Origin of the sequence: Photobacterium carnosum (assembly GCF_021236965.1) — a bacterium.
In the GTDB taxonomy this organism is placed as follows: Bacteria; Pseudomonadota; Gammaproteobacteria; order Enterobacterales; family Vibrionaceae; genus Photobacterium; species Photobacterium carnosum.
The window spans coordinates 50,672-68,198 of sequence record NZ_WMDN01000019.1; the positions used below are offsets into that span (position 1 = coordinate 50,672).

15 protein-coding genes and 5 tRNA genes are annotated in these 17,527 nt (G+C 41.7%); 19 read left to right on the forward strand and 1 reads right to left on the reverse strand.

The features are described from left to right. The first annotated feature begins 104 nt into the window (after positions 1 to 104). The 8 genes from ftsB (at position 105) to rpoS (ending at position 6,038) form a co-directional block, all read left to right on the forward strand. Positions 105 to 383 carry a cell division protein FtsB gene (ftsB, locus tag GLP24_RS15500; protein ID WP_036793329.1) on the forward strand — a complete coding sequence of 93 codons (279 nt, stop codon included), beginning with the start codon at positions 105 to 107 and terminating at the stop codon, positions 381 to 383. Positions 384 to 416: 33 nt separating this feature from the next. Beyond that, on the forward strand, positions 417 to 1,127 hold the full coding sequence (ispD, locus tag GLP24_RS15505; protein WP_232616222.1) for a 2-C-methyl-D-erythritol 4-phosphate cytidylyltransferase: 711 nt from the start codon (positions 417 to 419) through the stop codon (positions 1,125 to 1,127). Further along, positions 1,127 to 1,600 (forward strand): 2-C-methyl-D-erythritol 2,4-cyclodiphosphate synthase, encoded by a 474-nt coding sequence (ispF, locus tag GLP24_RS15510; RefSeq protein WP_101769961.1) that lies wholly within the window; start codon positions 1,127 to 1,129, stop codon positions 1,598 to 1,600. Before ispD ends, ispF begins: the two co-directional genes overlap by 1 nt. A gap of 37 nt (positions 1,601 to 1,637) precedes the next feature. Next, on the forward strand, positions 1,638 to 2,693 hold the full coding sequence (gene truD, locus GLP24_RS15515; protein ID WP_101770006.1) for a tRNA pseudouridine(13) synthase TruD: 1,056 nt from the start codon (positions 1,638 to 1,640) through the stop codon (positions 2,691 to 2,693). After that, complete coding sequence (gene surE / locus GLP24_RS15520) at positions 2,671 to 3,426, forward strand: 5'/3'-nucleotidase SurE (protein ID WP_232616225.1); 756 nt, start codon at positions 2,671 to 2,673, stop codon at positions 3,424 to 3,426. Before truD ends, surE begins: the two co-directional genes overlap by 23 nt. A 2-nt stretch (positions 3,427 to 3,428) precedes the next feature. Next, complete coding sequence (locus GLP24_RS15525) at positions 3,429 to 4,058, forward strand: protein-L-isoaspartate(D-aspartate) O-methyltransferase (RefSeq protein ID WP_101769959.1); 630 nt, start codon at positions 3,429 to 3,431, stop codon at positions 4,056 to 4,058. Between the two features lie 3 nt (positions 4,059 to 4,061). Continuing rightward, entirely contained in the window at positions 4,062 to 4,958 is an 897-nt protein-coding gene (locus GLP24_RS15530) for a peptidoglycan DD-metalloendopeptidase family protein (RefSeq protein WP_232616223.1), read from the forward strand. An 87-nt stretch (positions 4,959 to 5,045) separates the two neighbouring features. After that, positions 5,046 to 6,038: an RNA polymerase sigma factor RpoS gene (gene rpoS, locus GLP24_RS15535; protein ID WP_101769957.1), complete on the forward strand. Its 993-nt coding sequence runs from the start codon at positions 5,046 to 5,048 to the stop codon at positions 6,036 to 6,038. A 121-nt stretch (positions 6,039 to 6,159) separates the two neighbouring features. On the opposite strand, the gene mutS is transcribed toward rpoS, so the two are convergent. Beyond that, positions 6,160 to 8,742: a DNA mismatch repair protein MutS gene (gene mutS, locus GLP24_RS15540; RefSeq protein WP_232616226.1), complete on the reverse strand. Its 2,583-nt coding sequence runs from the start codon at positions 8,740 to 8,742 to the stop codon at positions 6,160 to 6,162. Positions 8,743 to 8,956: 214 nt separating this feature from the next. On the opposite strand from mutS, the gene pncC reads away from it, so the two are divergent. The 11 genes from pncC (at position 8,957) to GLP24_RS15595 (ending at position 17,385) form a co-directional block, all read left to right on the forward strand. Continuing rightward, positions 8,957 to 9,454, forward strand: coding sequence for a nicotinamide-nucleotide amidase (gene pncC, locus GLP24_RS15545; protein ID WP_152654111.1), 498 nt, complete (start codon positions 8,957 to 8,959; stop codon positions 9,452 to 9,454). Between the two features lie 126 nt (positions 9,455 to 9,580). Further along, on the forward strand, positions 9,581 to 10,633 hold the full coding sequence (recA, locus tag GLP24_RS15550) for a recombinase RecA (protein WP_232598762.1): 1,053 nt from the start codon (positions 9,581 to 9,583) through the stop codon (positions 10,631 to 10,633). A 212-nt stretch (positions 10,634 to 10,845) separates the two neighbouring features. Next, entirely contained in the window at positions 10,846 to 11,943 is a 1,098-nt protein-coding gene (locus GLP24_RS15555) for an NAD-binding protein (RefSeq protein WP_232616224.1), read from the forward strand. Between the two features lie 363 nt (positions 11,944 to 12,306). Then, positions 12,307 to 14,928 carry an alanine--tRNA ligase gene (gene alaS, locus GLP24_RS15560; RefSeq protein ID WP_101769954.1) on the forward strand — a complete coding sequence of 874 codons (2,622 nt, stop codon included), beginning with the start codon at positions 12,307 to 12,309 and terminating at the stop codon, positions 14,926 to 14,928. A 16-nt stretch (positions 14,929 to 14,944) separates the two neighbouring features. Beyond that, a complete protein-coding gene (locus GLP24_RS15565) occupies positions 14,945 to 16,129 on the forward strand; it encodes an aspartate kinase (protein WP_101769953.1) in 1,185 nt (394 codons plus the stop codon). 84 nt (positions 16,130 to 16,213) lie between these two features. After that, positions 16,214 to 16,411 (forward strand): carbon storage regulator CsrA, encoded by a 198-nt coding sequence (gene csrA / locus GLP24_RS15570; protein WP_101769952.1) that lies wholly within the window; start codon positions 16,214 to 16,216, stop codon positions 16,409 to 16,411. A gap of 272 nt (positions 16,412 to 16,683) precedes the next feature. Then, a tRNA-Ser gene (locus GLP24_RS15575) sits at positions 16,684 to 16,775 on the forward strand. 83 nt (positions 16,776 to 16,858) lie between these two features. After that, positions 16,859 to 16,935: transfer RNA gene (locus tag GLP24_RS15580), tRNA-Arg, on the forward strand. A 68-nt stretch (positions 16,936 to 17,003) separates the two neighbouring features. Beyond that, a tRNA-Ser gene (locus GLP24_RS15585) sits at positions 17,004 to 17,095 on the forward strand. Positions 17,096 to 17,159: 64 nt separating this feature from the next. After that, positions 17,160 to 17,236, forward strand: a tRNA-Arg gene (locus tag GLP24_RS15590). Positions 17,237 to 17,293: 57 nt separating this feature from the next. Further along, positions 17,294 to 17,385 (forward strand) — tRNA-Ser (locus GLP24_RS15595). Positions 17,386 to 17,527 lie beyond the last annotated feature (142 nt).

The following is a 17,527-nucleotide window of genomic DNA, read 5'->3' on the forward strand; positions in this document are numbered from 1 at the left end:
GATTATTACGCTTTCGCAACATGCATTCCAATGGTTTACGATCAGTGATTGATTGGAATGTATATTGTTGGTATTGACATCTACGCTAATTTTAAAGGGGAATCATGCGTTTGTTTATTATTATCCTGCTAGTGGTTTTAGCTTGGCTGCAGTACGATTTTTGGGATGGTAAAAACGGTATGAACGAATATACCGCAGTAAAAGAAAGCGTTGCTTTACAGCAAGCTGCTAATACTGAATTACAACAACGAAACCAACAAATGTACGCAGAAATTAAAGATCTTCATGGCGGTAAAGAAGCCGTAGAAGAGCGCGCGCGCAATGATTTAGGTTTAATTAAACCCGGTGAAACTTTTGTTCGAGTGTTAGGTGATAATAACTAACGTTAGCGTTTTTTGTTGTGAGTAATAAAGCTAATGATCGCTGAAGAATTTATTGCCGTAGTACCTGCGGCTGGAGTCGGTAGTCGAATGGCTGCTGATCGTCCGAAGCAATATCTGCATATTGCAGGTAAAACGATTTTAGAGCATACCGTTGATCGTCTATTGAGCTTACCTGAAATTACACGGGTGATAATTGCTGTTAGTGCAGATGATCCTTATTTCCCACAGTTACCATTAGCGACTGATTCACGGATCACCGTGGTCGATGGTGGTGCTGAACGGGCTGATTCAGTGTTTGCGGGTTTAGCGGCGATTGATAATAACAATGCATGGGTATTAGTGCATGATGCTGCGCGGCCATGTGTTAGGTTAACTGACTTAACGGCTTTGATAACAGCCGCTGTTTATAGTGATTGTGGTGCGATTTTAGCAGCACCTGTACGCGATACTATGAAACGTGGGCATAATAAAGCAACACAATCTCAGATTATTCATACGGTCGATCGTGAAAACTTATGGCATGCGTTAACACCACAAATGTTTCGTGTTGGACAATTGCGCCAATCATTAACGACAGCTTTAGCTCAAGGTGCGACGATCACTGATGAAGCATCCGCATTAGAATTTTGTGGTTATACCCCGATCCTTGTTGCTGGACGGAGTGATAATCTGAAGGTGACACAGCCAGAAGATTTAGCCTTGGCTGAGTTTTATCTACAACTCTTATTAAAGGAACAACATTAATGCGAATTGGTCACGGGTTTGATGTGCATAAATTTGGTGGTGCAGGCCCCGTTATTATTGGTGGTGTTGCTGTTCCTTATGAACAAGGTCTAATCGCACACTCTGATGGTGATGTCGCTTTACACGCTGTTTGTGATGCGTTGTTAGGGGCAATCGGTGCGGGTGATATTGGTCGTCATTTCCCTGATACTGACGCTGAGTGGGCCGGTGCCGATAGTCGATTTTTATTACGTGATGTCTACAGCAAGGTTAAGGCAATGGGCTATTGTCTTGGTAATCTCGATGTCACTATTATTGCCCAAGCACCCAAAATGGCACCTCACATTACGGCGATGTGCCAAGCCATAGCTGACGATCTGGAAACAGATATCGCCAATATTAATGTTAAAGCAACTACTTCTGAACGCCTAGGATTTACTGGACGTAAAGAAGGTATTGCTTGTGAAGCCGTTGTTTTAATTAAAAAGGTATAATGACATCATGTCGACAAATAACATCTCAACAAACGTAATGGATTGTTTTAAGTGGCTTCATGAACAGCCAACTTGCCATGGAAATATTAAGGCAAATCCACAAGATTTTATCGTTAACGAGCAGTTAGGTTTTACCTTTACAGGTACTGGCGAGCACTTAATGGTTAAAATTCGCAAAACAGGCGAAAATACTAAATATGTGGTTAATGAATTAGCCAAAGCGTGTGGTGTGAAATCGCGTGATGTGAGTTGGGCCGGTCTTAAAGATCGCCACGCAGTCACTGATCAATGGATAAGTGTTCATTTACCAGGTAAAGCTGATCCTGATTTAACTCAGTTTGAAGCAGAGCACCCTGGAATTGAAATTCTTGAAACGACTCGCAATGATAAAAAACTACGCCCTGGTGATTTGCAAGGTAACTGGTTCCAATTGCGCTTAACTGATTTAGATCAGCCTCAAGCATTAGCTGAACGTTTAGAGTTAGTAAAGCAACAAGGTGTTGCAAACTATTTTGGTCAGCAACGTTTTGGTTATGGCGGCAATAACGTCATTAAAGCTCGCGCTTGGGGTAATAATGAATTCCGTGTTCGTGATAAGAGCAAGCGTAGTTTTTACTTATCAGCTGCACGCTCATGGATGTTTAACCAAGTATTGTCTGCGCGTATTGAGCAAAATCTTACCCGTGAAATTATGCTAGGTGATTGCCTACAAGCCGCTGGTGATGATCGCACGTTTATTGCTGAAACTATTACCCCTGAATTACAGCAACAAGTAATGCAAGGTGAAGTAGCAATTACAGGCCCATTGCTAGGTGATAACGCTTTACCTACAACAGCTGATGCACAAGCATTTGAATTAGCGATTGTTGAGCAAGAACCTGCACTTGTAGCATTAGTACGTGATAATCGTATGCGTCATGATCGTCGTTCATTATTATTACTACCACAAGATATGCAATGGCAGTTTGATGATAATGGCGTGATCCTTTCTTTTGCTTTACCTGCTGGCAGTTTTGCGACTTCGGTCGTGCGTGAGTTGATCATGCCGCTAGAATCAGAAGGTATGAATGATGAGAATACTGATCAGCAATGATGATGGTATTTTTGCTGAAGGTATTAATACGTTAGCTGAGGTCCTAAGTGAGCTTGGTGAAGTAACGGTAGTTGCCCCTGATCGTAATCGATCAGGGGCATCCAATTCATTAACGATTGATTACCCATTACGTATTCGTCAGCAAAGTGACAATAAAGTCGCGGTTCAAGGTACGCCAGTAGATTGTGTCCATTTTGCATTAACTGAATGGTTAGATAACTTGCCCGATATTGTGGTGGCGGGGATTAATCATGGTGCAAATTTAGGCGATGATGTGCTTTATTCTGGCACGGTTGCTGCGGCGACTGAAGGTTATTTTTTAGGTGTACCTGCGATTGCAGTTTCATTAGTGGGTGATACCCATTTTGATACTGCTGCTCAAGTTGTAAAAATCTTGATTGAAAAAATGGTCATGCAGCCATTATCTATATCTACTCAAAAAATTATTAATGTTAATGTTCCTGATGTGCCTTTTGATCAACTAAAAGGGTGGAAAACAACCCGCTTAGGGGCACGTCATCGGGCTGTGAGTATGATTAAAAAAACCGATCCTCGTGGGAATCCCTTATATTGGTTAGGACCTCCGGGTGATACACAAGATGCTACCGAAGGCACTGATTTTTTTGCGATTGAACATGGAGAAGTTTCTATTACTCCGTTACAAGTCGACCTGACTGCGCATGATGCAATAGTTGGGCTAGAAAGCTGGATGCATGCGGTGGAGATTCGATAACTATGCGTTATCAGAGGCAAGTTGATAAATTAATTGCGTTATTAGTGAATCGAGGTATTACCGATCAGCGAGTGCTGCAAGCTATTGCTGCGATACCTCGCCAATTTTTTATTGATGAAGCATTTTCTTATCAAGCTTATGAGAATAATGCGTTACCGATAGGCAGTGGTCAGACGATTTCACAACCTTATATTGTTGCAAAGATGACCTCGCTATTAGCATTAACGCCGCAATCATCGGTGCTAGAAATTGGTACTGGATCCGGTTATCAAGCGTCAGTGTTAGCGCAATTAGCTGATCATGTTTATTCTGTTGAGCGAATTAAAGGCCTGCAATGGCAAGCAAAACGACGTTTTAAACAATTAGAATTATATAATATTTCGACTAAACATGGTGATGGATGGCAAGGTTGGGAAAGTAAAGGCCCATTTGATGCTATTATTGTTACCGCCGCGCCAAGTGAGGTTCCCCAGAGCCTATTAACCCAACTTGCCGATGGTGGTCGATTAATATTACCCGTAGGGTATTCAGAGCAAGTGTTAAAATTGATTGTTCGCAATGGCGAACAGTTTATTGAAACGGATATCGAACCTGTTAAATTTGTGCCGTTAGTGGCTGGAGATTTGGCGTAAATCATGAGTATTGAGCGTATGATAAAAAAAATAATTCAACCTTCTTTGCTAGCAGTAACCTGTGTGGTGCTGTTATCTGCATGTAGTAGTCATACGCCTGCGCCTGTTTCAAATCTTGCTAAAGATTATTCACAATTGCAACGTGGCAGTTTTCATGGCAGTTATTACACTGTTCAGAAAGGAGATACGCTGTATTTTATCTCTTATATGACCGGGCGTGATGTTAAAGATATCGTTAAGCTAAACCGCTTACCTTACCCTTATACGATTTATCCTGGGCAAAGATTGGCGATTCCAACAGCGGATAGTCAAGGGCGTACTAATAACGTCGTTGTAATGCCAATAATTGCACCATCAGCTGCAAAAACGGTAACCCAGACCGTACATAAACCCGTCATCAAAAAACCAGTAGTGCAAAAAACAACCAATAAACCAGTTGCTAAGCAAGAAGCAAAAGAGTACTCTGAAAAAACAAAAGTTAACAAACCTGTAACAAATAAGCCAGTAACAAAACCAACGTTACATGTTTCAAGTTCTGGCTGGGCTTGGCCTGTGAAAGGTAAAATTATTGAAGGGTTCTCAAACGCAGATAATGGCAATAAAGGTATCGATATTACTGCCGCTCGTGGTACGCCAATTCGCGCAACATCAGCTGGAAAAGTGGTTTATGCCGGTGATGCACTGCGAGGATACGGTAATTTAGTGATCATTAAGCACAGTGAAGATTACCTTAGTGCTTATGCGCACAACGATAAAATATTAGTTAAAGAGCAACAATCAGTTAAAGCTGGTCAGGAAATAGCGACGATGGGGAGTTCTGGTGCATCAAGTGTTCGATTGCATTTTGAAATCCGCTATAAAGGAAAGTCTGTCGATCCAATGCGCTTTCTTCCTAAGTAGTTCGCCATAATAAAAATAGAGAAACGTATAAATCAGAGATGACATCATGACGTTGTAATGTCTTTAACTCGCCATCTGGGAGGCGCTATGAGTAGAAGCAGCACAGCCAAAAAACTTGAATCATTGACATTAGATGACAGCATTGAACGTAATAGTTTAGTGGTGTCCACTGATAATAATTCTGATACGTCAGCATCGACAGAAGCTGCTGATATCTCCAAATATGAGACAAGCGCTAAAGTACTTGATGCAACCCAACTTTATCTTGGTGAAATTGGATATTCTCCATTGCTCACTGCCGAAGAAGAAGTGTTGTATGCACGTCGGGCATTACGCGGTGATGAGGTGTCACGTAAACGGATGATTGAAAGTAATCTTCGGTTAGTCGTGAAAATATCCCGTCGTTATAGCAACCGTGGTTTAGCCTTACTTGATTTAGTTGAAGAGGGAAATTTAGGTCTTATTCGTGCAGTTGAAAAATTTGACCCTGAGCGAGGTTTCCGTTTTTCAACTTATGCAACATGGTGGATCCGTCAAACTATTGAACGGGCGATCATGAACCAAACCCGTACTATTCGCTTGCCCATCCATGTTGTGAAAGAGCTTAATGTTTATTTACGTACTGCACGTGAATTAGCACAAAAGCTTGATCATGAGCCAACTGCTGAAGATATTGCACTGCAACTTGAAAAATCCGTTGATGATGTTAACCGTATGCTGCGTCTTAATGAGCGAGTGAGTTCGGTTGATAATCCGATTGGTGGTGATTCTGATAAAGCACTATTAGATATAATCCCCGATGAAAAAGGCGGTAGTCCTGAAACCTCCACTCAAGATGATGACATTAAAAATTCTATTGTTCATTGGTTGCAAGATCTTAACCCTAAACAGCGTGAAGTGCTGGCACGACGATTTGGTTTGTTAGGTTATGAAGCATCAACATTAGAAGATGTTGGTCGTGAAATCGGCTTAACGCGTGAGCGAGTACGTCAGATTCAGGTTGAAGGCTTACGCCGTTTACGTGATATGTTAACCCACCAAGGGTTAAGTATTGAGTCGTTATTTAATCAAGAAATGTAGTAATCAATCATCGATAACCGTCTTTTTAATGATCACTTTTACGCTATCGATAATAGAGACTCTTTAATAATAAAAAAGGACGCTAAAGCGTCCTTTTTTAATGGCTGTTATCTGGCCGTGATTACGCTAATAACGCTTTTAGACGATACAGCTCATCTAATGCTTGGCGAGGGGTTAATTCATCAGGATTAACCTTTGCTAATGCTTCTTCGACGTCGCTTGGCTCTGGAATCAAACTTAACTGATGTTCTTCTCGCGGCACTTGCCCTGTGATTTTAGCTGATGGTTGGGCTTTTTGATGCCCCAGCGCCTCTAATTGCTTGAGTTTTATTTTAGCGCGTTTAATTACAGCTTTTGGTACACCCGCTAGGCTAGCAACCGCTAAACCATAAGATTTGCTGGCAGCACCGTCTTGAACGCTATGCATAAATGCAATATTGTCGCCATGCTCAATGGCATCAAGGTGGACATTGGCTAAACCTGAAAGTAGTGAAGGTAATTCGGTGAGCTCAAAATAGTGAGTAGCAAATAATGTCATTGCCGCAATTTTATCCGCTAACCATTCTGCACTTGCCCACGCGAGAGAGAGGCCATCATAGGTACTGGTACCACGGCCAATTTCATCCATTAACACTAAACTGTGTTTGGTTGCATTATGGAGAATATTAGCGGTTTCTGTCATTTCGACCATAAAGGTTGAACGACCAGACGCAAGATCATCTGATGCGCCAATACGGGTGAAAATACGATCCAGTGGACCGATAGTTACCGCTTCTGCAGGAACAAAAGATCCAACATGTGCCAGTAAGGCAATCAGTGCAGTTTGGCGCATGTAAGTTGATTTACCACCCATGTTAGGACCGGTAATAATCAACATACGACGATCTTGGTGTAACGCGATTGGGTTAGCGATAAACGGTTCACTTAAGACTTGCTCAACCACAGGGTGACGACCCGCTGTAATATTAATCCCTGTTGTCGTCGTCAATTGTGGGCGGCAGTAATTTAAGCTGTCTGCACGTTCTGCTAAGTTTGCTAGTACATCTAATTCAGATAAGGCACTTGCTGCTAACTGTAACCGTTCTAAATGCGGTAACAATTGATCAAATAATTCTTCCCACAGCTTTTTCTCAAGCGCTAATGCTTTTGATTTTGAATTTAGCACCTTATCTTCGTGCTCTTTTAATTCAGGAATAATATAGCGTTCAGCATTTTTAAGCGTTTGGCGGCGAATATAGTGATCAGGAACTAAGTGGCTTTGACCACGGCTGACCTGAATAAAGAAACCATGAACCTGATTAAAACCTACTTTAAGGCTATCAATATCGTGACGCTCACGTTCGCGAGTTTCAAGGTTGGTTAAATATTGTTTAGCGCCATCGGCTAAATCTCGCCATTCATCTAATTCAGCATTATAGCCAGGGGCTAATACACCGCCATCACGAATAATAACCGGTGGGTTTTCAATGATAGCGCGTTCAAGCAATTGGCACAGATCATCCATAGGTGCTGAATCTTGGGCTAATTCACCAATACGCGCTTGTGGAATTTCTGCTAATAATTGTGCCAGCTCAGGTAAGTATTGCATTGCAGTACGCATACGCGCTAAATCACGAGGTCGAGCTGAGCGTAAAGCTAATCGTGCCACGATACGCTCTAAATCTCCCATATGACGTAAGACACTTGCCATATCGACAAACATGCCACTGTCTTTAAACGCCTCGATAGCATTTAAACGGCCATTTAATTGGTGTTGATCGCGAATGGGTTGATGTAACCAGCGCTTTAGTAAGCGGCTACCCATAGGGGTCGCGGTATGATCGAGTACGGCGGCAAGGGTGTTATCAAAACCACCGGCTAAGTTTTGGGTTAATTCTAAATTACGGCGAGTGGCGGCGTCTAAAATTACTGCATGATCTTGGGTATCGAGGGTGATCGCACGAATATGAGGTAATGCGGTGCGTTGAGTATCTTTGACATATTGCATCAAACAACCAGCAGCACATAAACCAAGATTGGCTTTTTCGACGCCAAAGCCTACTAAATCACGGGTACCAAATTGTAATGTCAGTTGTTGGCGTGCCGTTTCTAATTCAAATTCCCAAATCGGACGACGACGCTTACCTTTGAACGGTTCAACTAAATGTAGATACGTAAAATCTTCAGGATAAAGCAGTTCAGCGGGGCTCGTACGTTGTAGCTCGGCTTGCATTTCTTCTTCAGTTGTCGGCTCGGTTAACATGAAGCGGCCTGAGGTAATATCAAGCGTTGCGTAGCCAAATTTATTATTGGCAGTATAAATAGCAGCAATAAGGTTATCACGACGTTCGTTCAGTAAAGCTTCATCACTGACGGTACCTGGGGTGACGATACGTACAACTTTACGCTCTACAGGGCCTTTGCTGGTGGCTGGATCGCCAATTTGCTCACAAATAGCAACGGATACCCCTTGTTGAACCAATTTAGCCAAGTAGCCTTCAACTGCATGGTAAGGTACTCCAGCCATTGGTATTGGTTCACCATTGGTCGCGCCACGTTTTGTCAGAGAGATATCAAGTAATTGTGAAGCTCGCTTGGCATCATCAAAAAACATCTCATAGAAGTCGCCCATGCGGTAGAACAATAAAATATCAGGGTTTTCAGCTTTGATCCGAAGGAACTGCTGCATCATAGGAGTATGTTTTTCTAAGCCTTTTATCGTCACGATATTGCCTACTCTTGCTGGTTCAACGTCGGCTACTTGGAATAGCTCGACCAATAAAATAATAGAGTCTAAGGATACGTGAATCAGCGGATCGGTCAAAGTAGCCATTGAACTTTTTTTATCATCTTTGCAATGGTATTGAACAAGCGTAAAGTTAGCTTATATACATCAATGTATTAAAAGACAATAAATAGAAACCAGCTTGGAGGCATTAATGGTAAATATTGAACAATTGGCTTATGAACTTGGTGAAGCATTAAATACTAAGCAGTGGGTCGCAACGACGGCTGAGTCTTGTACTGGTGGCGGGGTTTCATTTGCTATTACCGATATTCCAGGAAGCTCGGCATGGTTTAACCGTGCCTTTATTACTTATAGCAATGAAGCTAAGAAGCAAATGCTCAGTGTAAGTGAACAAGCTCTGACAGAATTTGGTGCGGTGAGTGAGGCGGTTGTTTTTGAAATGGCTTGCGGTGCTTTAGCGGCTTCACGTGCAGATATTAGTGTGGCAATCAGTGGTATTGCTGGTCCTGATGGTGGTAGTGAAGATAAACCTGTAGGTACAGTATGGTTTGCTTGGGCTGATGCAACCGGATGGCAGCAGACACAATGTCGTTTATTCAGTGGTTCACGCCAACAGGTTAGACAACAAGCAATAGCGGAAGCGTTATCGGGTTTGATTACTCGAGTAAACAAGGTAATAGAAGAGTGATCTCTTTTATAAAGATCGCATTTAACAAAAAAAATTAAACCAGAACTAGACACTGTATGAATAGACAGTATACTAAGTCTCATATCCAGATCAGTAACTTTATTTTAGCATCCGTTGGAGAGTCAAATGGACGACAACAAGCAGAAGGCTCTTGCCGCAGCGTTAGGCCAGATTGAGAAGCAGTTCGGTAAAGGTTCAATTATGAAATTGGGCGATAATAAAACAATGGATATCGAAACTATTTCGACGGGTTCATTGTCCCTTGATATCGCGCTAGGTGCTGGTGGTTTACCAATGGGACGTATCGTAGAAATCTACGGTCCAGAATCATCAGGTAAAACAACACTGACACTTGAAGTTATCGCATCAGCTCAGAAAAATGGTAAAACCTGTGCTTTTATTGATGCTGAGCACGCTCTTGATCCCGTTTATGCAGGAAAGCTAGGCGTTGATATTAATGAATTATTAGTGTCTCAACCTGATACTGGTGAGCAGGCTCTAGAAATTGTTGATGCACTCGCACGTTCAGGTGCCGTTGATGTAATTGTTATTGACTCCGTTGCAGCCCTAACACCAAAAGCTGAAATCGAAGGCGAAATGGGTGACTCTCATATGGGTCTGCAAGCACGTATGTTATCGCAAGCAATGCGTAAATTAACGGGTAACCTTAAACAGTCTAACTGTATGTGTATCTTCATTAACCAGATTCGTATGAAGATTGGTGTGATGTTTGGTAATCCAGAAACCACAACTGGTGGTAATGCACTGAAGTTCTATGCTTCTGTTCGTCTTGATATTCGTCGTACTGGCGCAATCAAAGATGGTGATGAGGTTGTTGGTAACGAAACTCGTATTAAAGTCGTTAAGAACAAAATTGCTGCACCGTTTAAGCAAGCTGAAACCCAAATTCTATATGGCCAAGGTTTTAACCGTAATGGTGAATTGGTTGACCTTGGTGTAAAAAATAAATTAGTTGAAAAAGCGGGTGCTTGGTATAGCTACCAAGGCAATAAAATTGGTCAAGGTAAAGCAAACTCTTGTAAATACTTAGTTGAAAATCCTGCGATTGCTGCTGAGATTGAAAAGAAACTGCGTGATTTACTGTTAGCACCTGTTGTTGCTGAAACTGACACAAAAGATGCCGCAAAAAAAGATGCTGAAAATGGTGAAGCTTTTTAATTAAAGTAGAATCAATCTCCTTTATATTGTACATCTATAATTAACCCAGCCTTCGTGCTGGGTTTTTTTATGGCTTTATTTTAAGTGCTAATTATATTGAGAAGGGCTAATTTAATTGACAAATTTACCGTATTTTCTGCTTTAATATGTCAGATTATAGTTTTAACTTTATATTTATTCGTTATTGAATTTATTAGGTAGGCATATTTGCAATGAAAAAACACGTATCGTTGATACGTTGGATGGGACAAACTATTCGACGATTTACCAAGTGGCTTTACACTCTTCGCCATATTTTTGTGGCTTTGTTTGTTTTAGGTAATAGTGGTCTTATTTTTCATACGATTTATGGCTTACCTATTAACTTATGGACGTTGTTTAATGTTCGCGATTATGATCAAATAAATGCCAGTTTTTTGACTAATGCACCTTATTTTATGTTAGGTGTGTTTATCGTCATGAGTTCGGTAGGACTCTTTTTTAGAGCACGAATTTCATGGATGATCAGTTTTACATTAATGTTGATCAATATTTTTTATACCGCCCATATTCATCCGCAACAAACGCATAATATTCACTATGGTATTGCGTCACTAATTTTATTATTTATGGTGCGCAAATACTTTTCTAAAAGCAGTGTTGCCGCCGGTAGTATCTTTGCGTTAATTAGTGTGATTACTTTATTGTTAACCTCCACCTATGGTGCGCTGTATTTTGGTGATGGTTTTAACCCGAAGATCACCAGTTTATTGACCGCGTTTTATTATGCGATAGAAACCATGTCTACTGTTGGCTATGGTGATATTGTTCCTATTTCTGAACCTGCGCGATTATTTACTATTTCGGTTATAGTGTCTGGTATTACCGTCTTTGCCACATCGGCAACGTCAGTGTTAGGTCCTGTTGTTCATAGTGGTTTTGAGCGACTTGTTAAAGGGAATAGTAAAAAAATGGATCGTACAAATCATTTTATAATTTGTGGCTTATCAAGCCTTGCCATTAATACCATTAAGCAATTAACGGAGCGTAAGCAGCCCATTACAGTTATTGTTTCACCGCGAATACAACAAGCAGCTAAAGATCAATTAGAAGGGCTTGATGTGGTGATTGGTGATTATAGTGATGGTGCTATTTTAACCCAAGCTGGCGTTATGAATGCTAAAGCGGTACTTGCGCTGAGTGATGATGATGCCGATAACGCGTTTATTGTATTATCTGCAATTGAATTAGCCAGTTCCGCACGTACTGTGGCATTAGTGAACGAAAGTAAAAATATTAATAAAGTAAAAGTGTTAATCCTGACATTGTAATTTCACCGCAACAGTTTGCGAGTGATATTCTGGCTCGATTATTAAATGGCGAAAGTATCGATAGTGATTCGATTGTGGCGTCGCTATTGCATTCAGTACAAGGGCTATCAGAAAAAGAAATTAAGAAATAATATTACTGTACGGCGTGCGCCGGGGGATTATTTGATACATTTTGCCACATATCATTTCCCGTAATAGCTACCGTTGTTTTACAATAGCCCCCAAAAAATTTATCTTAGCTTTATTATTAGATGGTGATTGTTCATTGTTCCTTATGGTTTAAGGGGTGAACAGTTATCGAAGAAAATCGCCATGAGGTGTTTTTCTGTCCTTCTATTCCAAGCATTAATTCAGGATTTGCCTATGTACATGAGCACTGATGAGATTCGCCGCGCGTATCTTGCATTTTTCGAGAGCAAAGGCCACCAGATCGTGGACAGCTCATCTCTTGTACCTGCGAATGACCCAACGTTGTTATTCACTAACGCAGGTATGAACCAGTTTAAAGATACATTCCTAGGTCTTGAGAAGCGTAACTATACACGTGCAACAAGCGCTCAGCGTTGTGTTCGTGCGGGTGGTAAACATAACGACCTTGAAAATGTTGGCTTTACTGCTCGTCACCATACTTTCTTTGAAATGTTAGGTAACTTCAGTTTTGGCGATTACTTCAAGCATGATGCTATTGGTTATGCATGGGAGTTTCTGACAAAAGAGCTTAAACTTGCTGAAGATCGTTTAGTTGTTACTATCTATGAAAGTGATGATGAAGCGTTTGAAATCTGGAATAAAGAAATTGGTATTCCAGCTGATCGCATTGTTCGTATTGGTGATAATAAAGGTGCACCATTTGCTTCAGATAACTTCTGGCAAATGGGTGATACTGGTCCTTGTGGTCCATGTTCTGAGATTTTCTATGATCACGGTGATCACATCTGGGGTGGCCGTCCAGGTACACCAGAAGAAGATGGCGATCGCTTTATTGAGATCTGGAATAACGTATTTATGCAGTTCAACCGTCAAGCTGACGGCACAATGGAACCGCTACCTAAGCCTTCTGTTGATACCGGCATGGGTATTGAGCGTATTGCTGCAATTATGCAAGGCGTACACTCAAACTACGAAATCGATATTTTCAAAACCTTAATTAAAGAAGCCGCTGCTGTTATTGGTTATGACGATCTTTCTAACCAATCATTACGTGTTGTTGCTGACCATATCCGTTCTTGTGCTTACTTGATTGCTGACGGTGTTATGCCTTCAAATGAAGGCCGTGGTTATGTATTACGTCGTATTATTCGTCGTGCAGTACGTCACGGTAACAAGCTAGGCGCACAAGGCGTATTCTTCTACAAACTTGTTGGTCCATTAGCTGAGATCATGGGTTCTGCGGGTGAAGATCTAAAAGCCCAGCAAGAGCTAGTAGAAAAAGTGTTAAAGATTGAAGAAGATAACTTCAGTCGTACGCTTGATCGTGGTCTAACGATTCTTAATGAAGCATTAGACAATATCGACGGTAATGTACTTGATGGTGAAACAGTATTTAAACTTTATGATACTTACGGTTTCCCTGCTGACTTAACTAACGACGTTGCTCGTGAGCGTGGTTTCTCAATCGATGAAGATGGTTTTGAAACAGCAATGGCAGCTCAACGTCAACGTGCGCGTGACGCGGGTAACTTTGGTGTTGATTACAATGACGTAATCAAAGTTGATGCTGAAACAACGTTCTGTGGTTACAGCGCGACGGATGGCGAAGGTGTGATTGTTGCGTTATACCGCGATGGTAATGCTGTTGACACCATTAATGCTGGCGAAGATGCATTGGTTGTATTATCAAATACACCATTTTATGCAGAATCAGGCGGTCAATGTGGTGACAGTGGCCTACTAACGGCTGAAGGCGTGGTGTTTAACGTTGCAGATACACAGAAGTTTGGCGCGGCATCTGGCCATAAAGGTCAATTAGTTGAAGGCTCATTAACGGTTGGTCAACAATTGACTGCTGCTGTTGATTCAGAGCGTCGTCAAGCGATTAGTTCAAACCACTCTGCAACTCACTTAATGCACGCTGCACTGCGTACTATTTTAGGTGATCACGTTGGCCAGAAAGGTTCATTAGTAAAAGCGGATAGTCTTCGTTTTGACTTCTCAAACCTAGAAGCAGTTAAACCTGAACAGTTACGTGCTGTTGAGAATATGGTTAACGAACAAATTCGTGCTAACCATAGTATTGATACTAACATCATGGATATCGACACGGCGAAAGCAAATGGTGCAATGGCATTGTTTGGTGAGAAGTACGATGATGAAGTACGTGTATTGAGCATGGGTGACTTCTCAACTGAGCTTTGTGGTGGTGTTCACGCAACACGTACAGGTGATATCGGTCTGTTTAAGATCCTATCTGAAAGTGGTATCGCTGCGGGTATTCGCCGTATTGAAGCGGTTACTGGTGCTGGCGCGATTGCGGCAATGCACACTGAAGATATGATGCTAGCGAAAACTGCTCGTTTAGTGAAATCTGACGTGGCTTCTGTTGTTAGCAAAGTGGATGCGTTAGTGACCCACAGCAAACAACTAGAAAAAGAAATTCAACAATTGAAAGATAAGCTAGCGGCACAAGAAGGTGCGGGTCTTATTAATCAAGTGCAAGAAATTAACGGCGTTAAAGTATTAATTGCGAAGCTTGATGGTGCTGATAACAAAGCATTACGTGGCATGGTTGATGAGTTAAAAAATCAGCTAGGTAGCGGTGTGGTGTTATTAGGTAATGTTAGCGAAGGTAAAGTCGGTTTAATTGCTGGTGTAACTAAAGATTTAATTGGCAAAGTAAAAGCGGGTGAGTTAGTTAATTTGGTGGCATTGCAAGTTGGTGGTAAGGGCGGCGGTCGTCCTGATATGGCACAAGCTGGCGGTACTGACGCAGCAGCATTGCCTGCGGCATTAGAGACTGTTGCACCATGGCTAGCTGACAAACTGTAATCACTGGAGAGGTAATGTGGCACTATTAGTGCAGAAATTTGGTGGTACGTCAGTTGGTAGTATTGAACGGATAGAAGCTGTTGCTGAGCGAGTAATAAAAGCTCGCCAGTGTGGCCACCAAGTTGTTGTTGTATTGTCTGCAATGGCCGGTGAGACTAATCGGTTATTGGGCCTAGCTAAGCAAATTGATGCGATACCCACCCCTCGCGAGTTAGATGTTTTACTCGCAGCTGGTGAGCAAGTGTCAATTGCCTTATTGGCTATGGCGTTGAATAAGCGAGGCCATAGCGCAACCTCTTTGACGGCAGATCAAGTTGTTATTCATACCGATAGCAATTTTAATAATGCCACAATCAATGAGGTTGAAACCCATAATATGACCACATTACTTAGCCAAGGCAGCATTGTTGTCGTGGCTGGTTTTCAAGGGCGTGATATTGATGGCAATATCACAACCTTGGGACGTGGCGGGTCAGATACCACTGCGGTTGCTATTGCTAGTGCTCTTAATGCAGATGAATGTCAGATTTTTACAGATGTTGACGGAGTGTATTCTACTGATCCAAGAATTGTACCAAGTGCGGCTCGTTTAGATGTTATTCACTTTGATTACATGACTTGCATGGCGCGCCTAGGGGCAAAAGTGCTACAATTACAGTCTGTAGAGTATGCGTGCCAGCATCGCGTTCCATTACGTGTTCTTTCTTCATTTGAAGAAGGGCAGGGAACGTTAGTGAATTTTGATGTAATGAATAATCAGAACATCATTGGCGTTGCGCTTCAAAGGCAGCAAGTTTTAGTTAATATTATGCTACCAACGGCTGTTCTTAATGAACAGTTGGACCTCTATGGTTTGACAGCTTGGAATTTATCAACTAATTCTAGTGATGAGATGTCACAAATCGTTATTTCTAATGATGATTTAGCTCGTTTAAGGCTAGTGTTTAATAACAAAATGCGCCATATTGGTATGGTCTCTATACTTTCCTTGATTGGAAAGGATATTCAGCAACATTTGGAGTCTATCCAAATGGTTCTGCATGAGGCTGGCATTACAGTGCATACATATCAGGGCGATAATAAGTGTTTATCTTTATTGATTAATGAAGATGATCATCTTGTTGCTGTTGATTTAATCCATGAAAAATTTGTGGTCGATGGCCAGTGTTTAGGTAATCTATCGCATCTTGCTGTTTCTTGAGCCACGGCTATTTACGAAATTGTGAATTTTATTGGATAAAACGTTAAATTCTTATAAGACAGAGATTACTCAAGGAGCACTCGAATGCTAATTTTAACACGTCGTGTAGGTGAAACTCTAATGATCGGTGACGAAGTAACTGTCACTGTTCTTGGTGTTAAAGGAAATCAGGTACGTATTGGTGTTAACGCACCTAAAGAAATATCTGTTCACCGTGAAGAAATATACATGCGAATTCAAGCAGAAAAAGAAGCTGGTACTCCGAGTACTGGTAACTACTAATTCGAAGAGGGCTAGGATAATTATCCTGGCCTTTTTTGTGCCTGTAGAAAAGTAACATCCTATAAGTTGTCATTAAATCTATTCCAAAGATGCTATTTTTTAGGTTTGTCTTTGAATGGATTATTAGTCTGATAAAGTGAATATTTCCATGCCCACGTTGTATTAATTATCGCATTGCTTACTAAGTGTTCATTCGTGCGGCGAGTATTGGTTTTTTGCAATAAAGTGTTTGACTTATTTTTGGCTAACAGTAATATGTGCCTCCACAACACGGTGAGGTGGCCGAGAGGCTGAAGGCGCTCCCCTGCTAAGGGAGTATATGGTTTATCCCGTATCGAGGGTTCGAATCCCTCCTTCACCGCCATTATTTTTTAATGGATATTGTGACGCTTTCTTGTTGATTTAATTATCTTAATTTGGGATAATGAAACGGTAATAAAGCACAGTGCGCGCGTAGCTCAGCTGGATAGAGTACTTGGCTACGAACCAGGCGGTCGGAGGTTCGAATCCTCCCGCGCGCACCATTATTTAAGCAATGAGTATTGTTAGCCTTTAGCAGCTAATGTTACTTGTTACTTGCACCGAATTGTGTGGTGAGGTGGCCGAGAGGCTGAAGGCGCTCCCCTGCTAAGGGAGTATACGGTTTATCCCGTATCGAGGGTTCGAATCCCTCCTTCACCGCCATTCTTTATTGATGGCAACGATGTTGATATCAATATGGTGTTTTCTTTAGCAAGAAACACCCAGTGCGCGCGTAGCTCAGCTGGATAGAGTACTTGGCTACGAACCAGGCGGTCGGAGGTTCGAATCCTCCCGCGCGCACCATTATTTAAGCAATAGGTTAATTGTGATTATTAACGTGTTACTTATACCAATTTGTGTGGTGAGGTGGCCGAGAGGCTGAAGGCGCTCCCCTGCTAAGGGAGTATATGGTTTATCCCGTATCGAGGGTTCGAATCCCTCCTTCACCGCCATTCTTTGTTTTTTCTAAAGATTATCGAAAGGTAAGATTTGGCGATTGCATAATTCCTTTTATAGCTAAAAGGAATGGTTTCTGGGAATAAATTCCTAATTAAAGAAACCCAGTGCGCGCGTAGCTCAGCTGGATAGAGTACT

Bases quoted from the DNA above. Each gene is read 5' to 3' on its own strand.
- ftsB (WP_036793329.1), top strand. From the start codon at position 105: ATGCGTTTGTTTATTATTATCCTGCTAGTGGTTTTAGCTTGGCTGCAG.
- ispD (WP_232616222.1), top strand. From the start codon at position 417: ATGATCGCTGAAGAATTTATTGCCGTAGTACCTGCGGCTGGAGTCGGT.
- ispF (WP_101769961.1), top strand. From the start codon at position 1,127: ATGCGAATTGGTCACGGGTTTGATGTGCATAAATTTGGTGGTGCAGGC.
- truD (WP_101770006.1), top strand. From the start codon at position 1,638: ATGGATTGTTTTAAGTGGCTTCATGAACAGCCAACTTGCCATGGAAAT.
- surE (WP_232616225.1), top strand. From the start codon at position 2,671: ATGAGAATACTGATCAGCAATGATGATGGTATTTTTGCTGAAGGTATT.
- GLP24_RS15525 (WP_101769959.1), top strand. From the start codon at position 3,429: ATGCGTTATCAGAGGCAAGTTGATAAATTAATTGCGTTATTAGTGAAT.
- GLP24_RS15530 (WP_232616223.1), top strand. From the start codon at position 4,062: ATGAGTATTGAGCGTATGATAAAAAAAATAATTCAACCTTCTTTGCTA.
- rpoS (WP_101769957.1), top strand. From the start codon at position 5,046: ATGAGTAGAAGCAGCACAGCCAAAAAACTTGAATCATTGACATTAGAT.
- pncC (WP_152654111.1), top strand. From the start codon at position 8,957: ATGGTAAATATTGAACAATTGGCTTATGAACTTGGTGAAGCATTAAAT.
- recA (WP_232598762.1), top strand. From the start codon at position 9,581: ATGGACGACAACAAGCAGAAGGCTCTTGCCGCAGCGTTAGGCCAGATT.
- GLP24_RS15555 (WP_232616224.1), top strand. From the start codon at position 10,846: ATGAAAAAACACGTATCGTTGATACGTTGGATGGGACAAACTATTCGA.
- alaS (WP_101769954.1), top strand. From the start codon at position 12,307: ATGTACATGAGCACTGATGAGATTCGCCGCGCGTATCTTGCATTTTTC.
- csrA (WP_101769952.1), top strand. From the start codon at position 16,214: ATGCTAATTTTAACACGTCGTGTAGGTGAAACTCTAATGATCGGTGAC.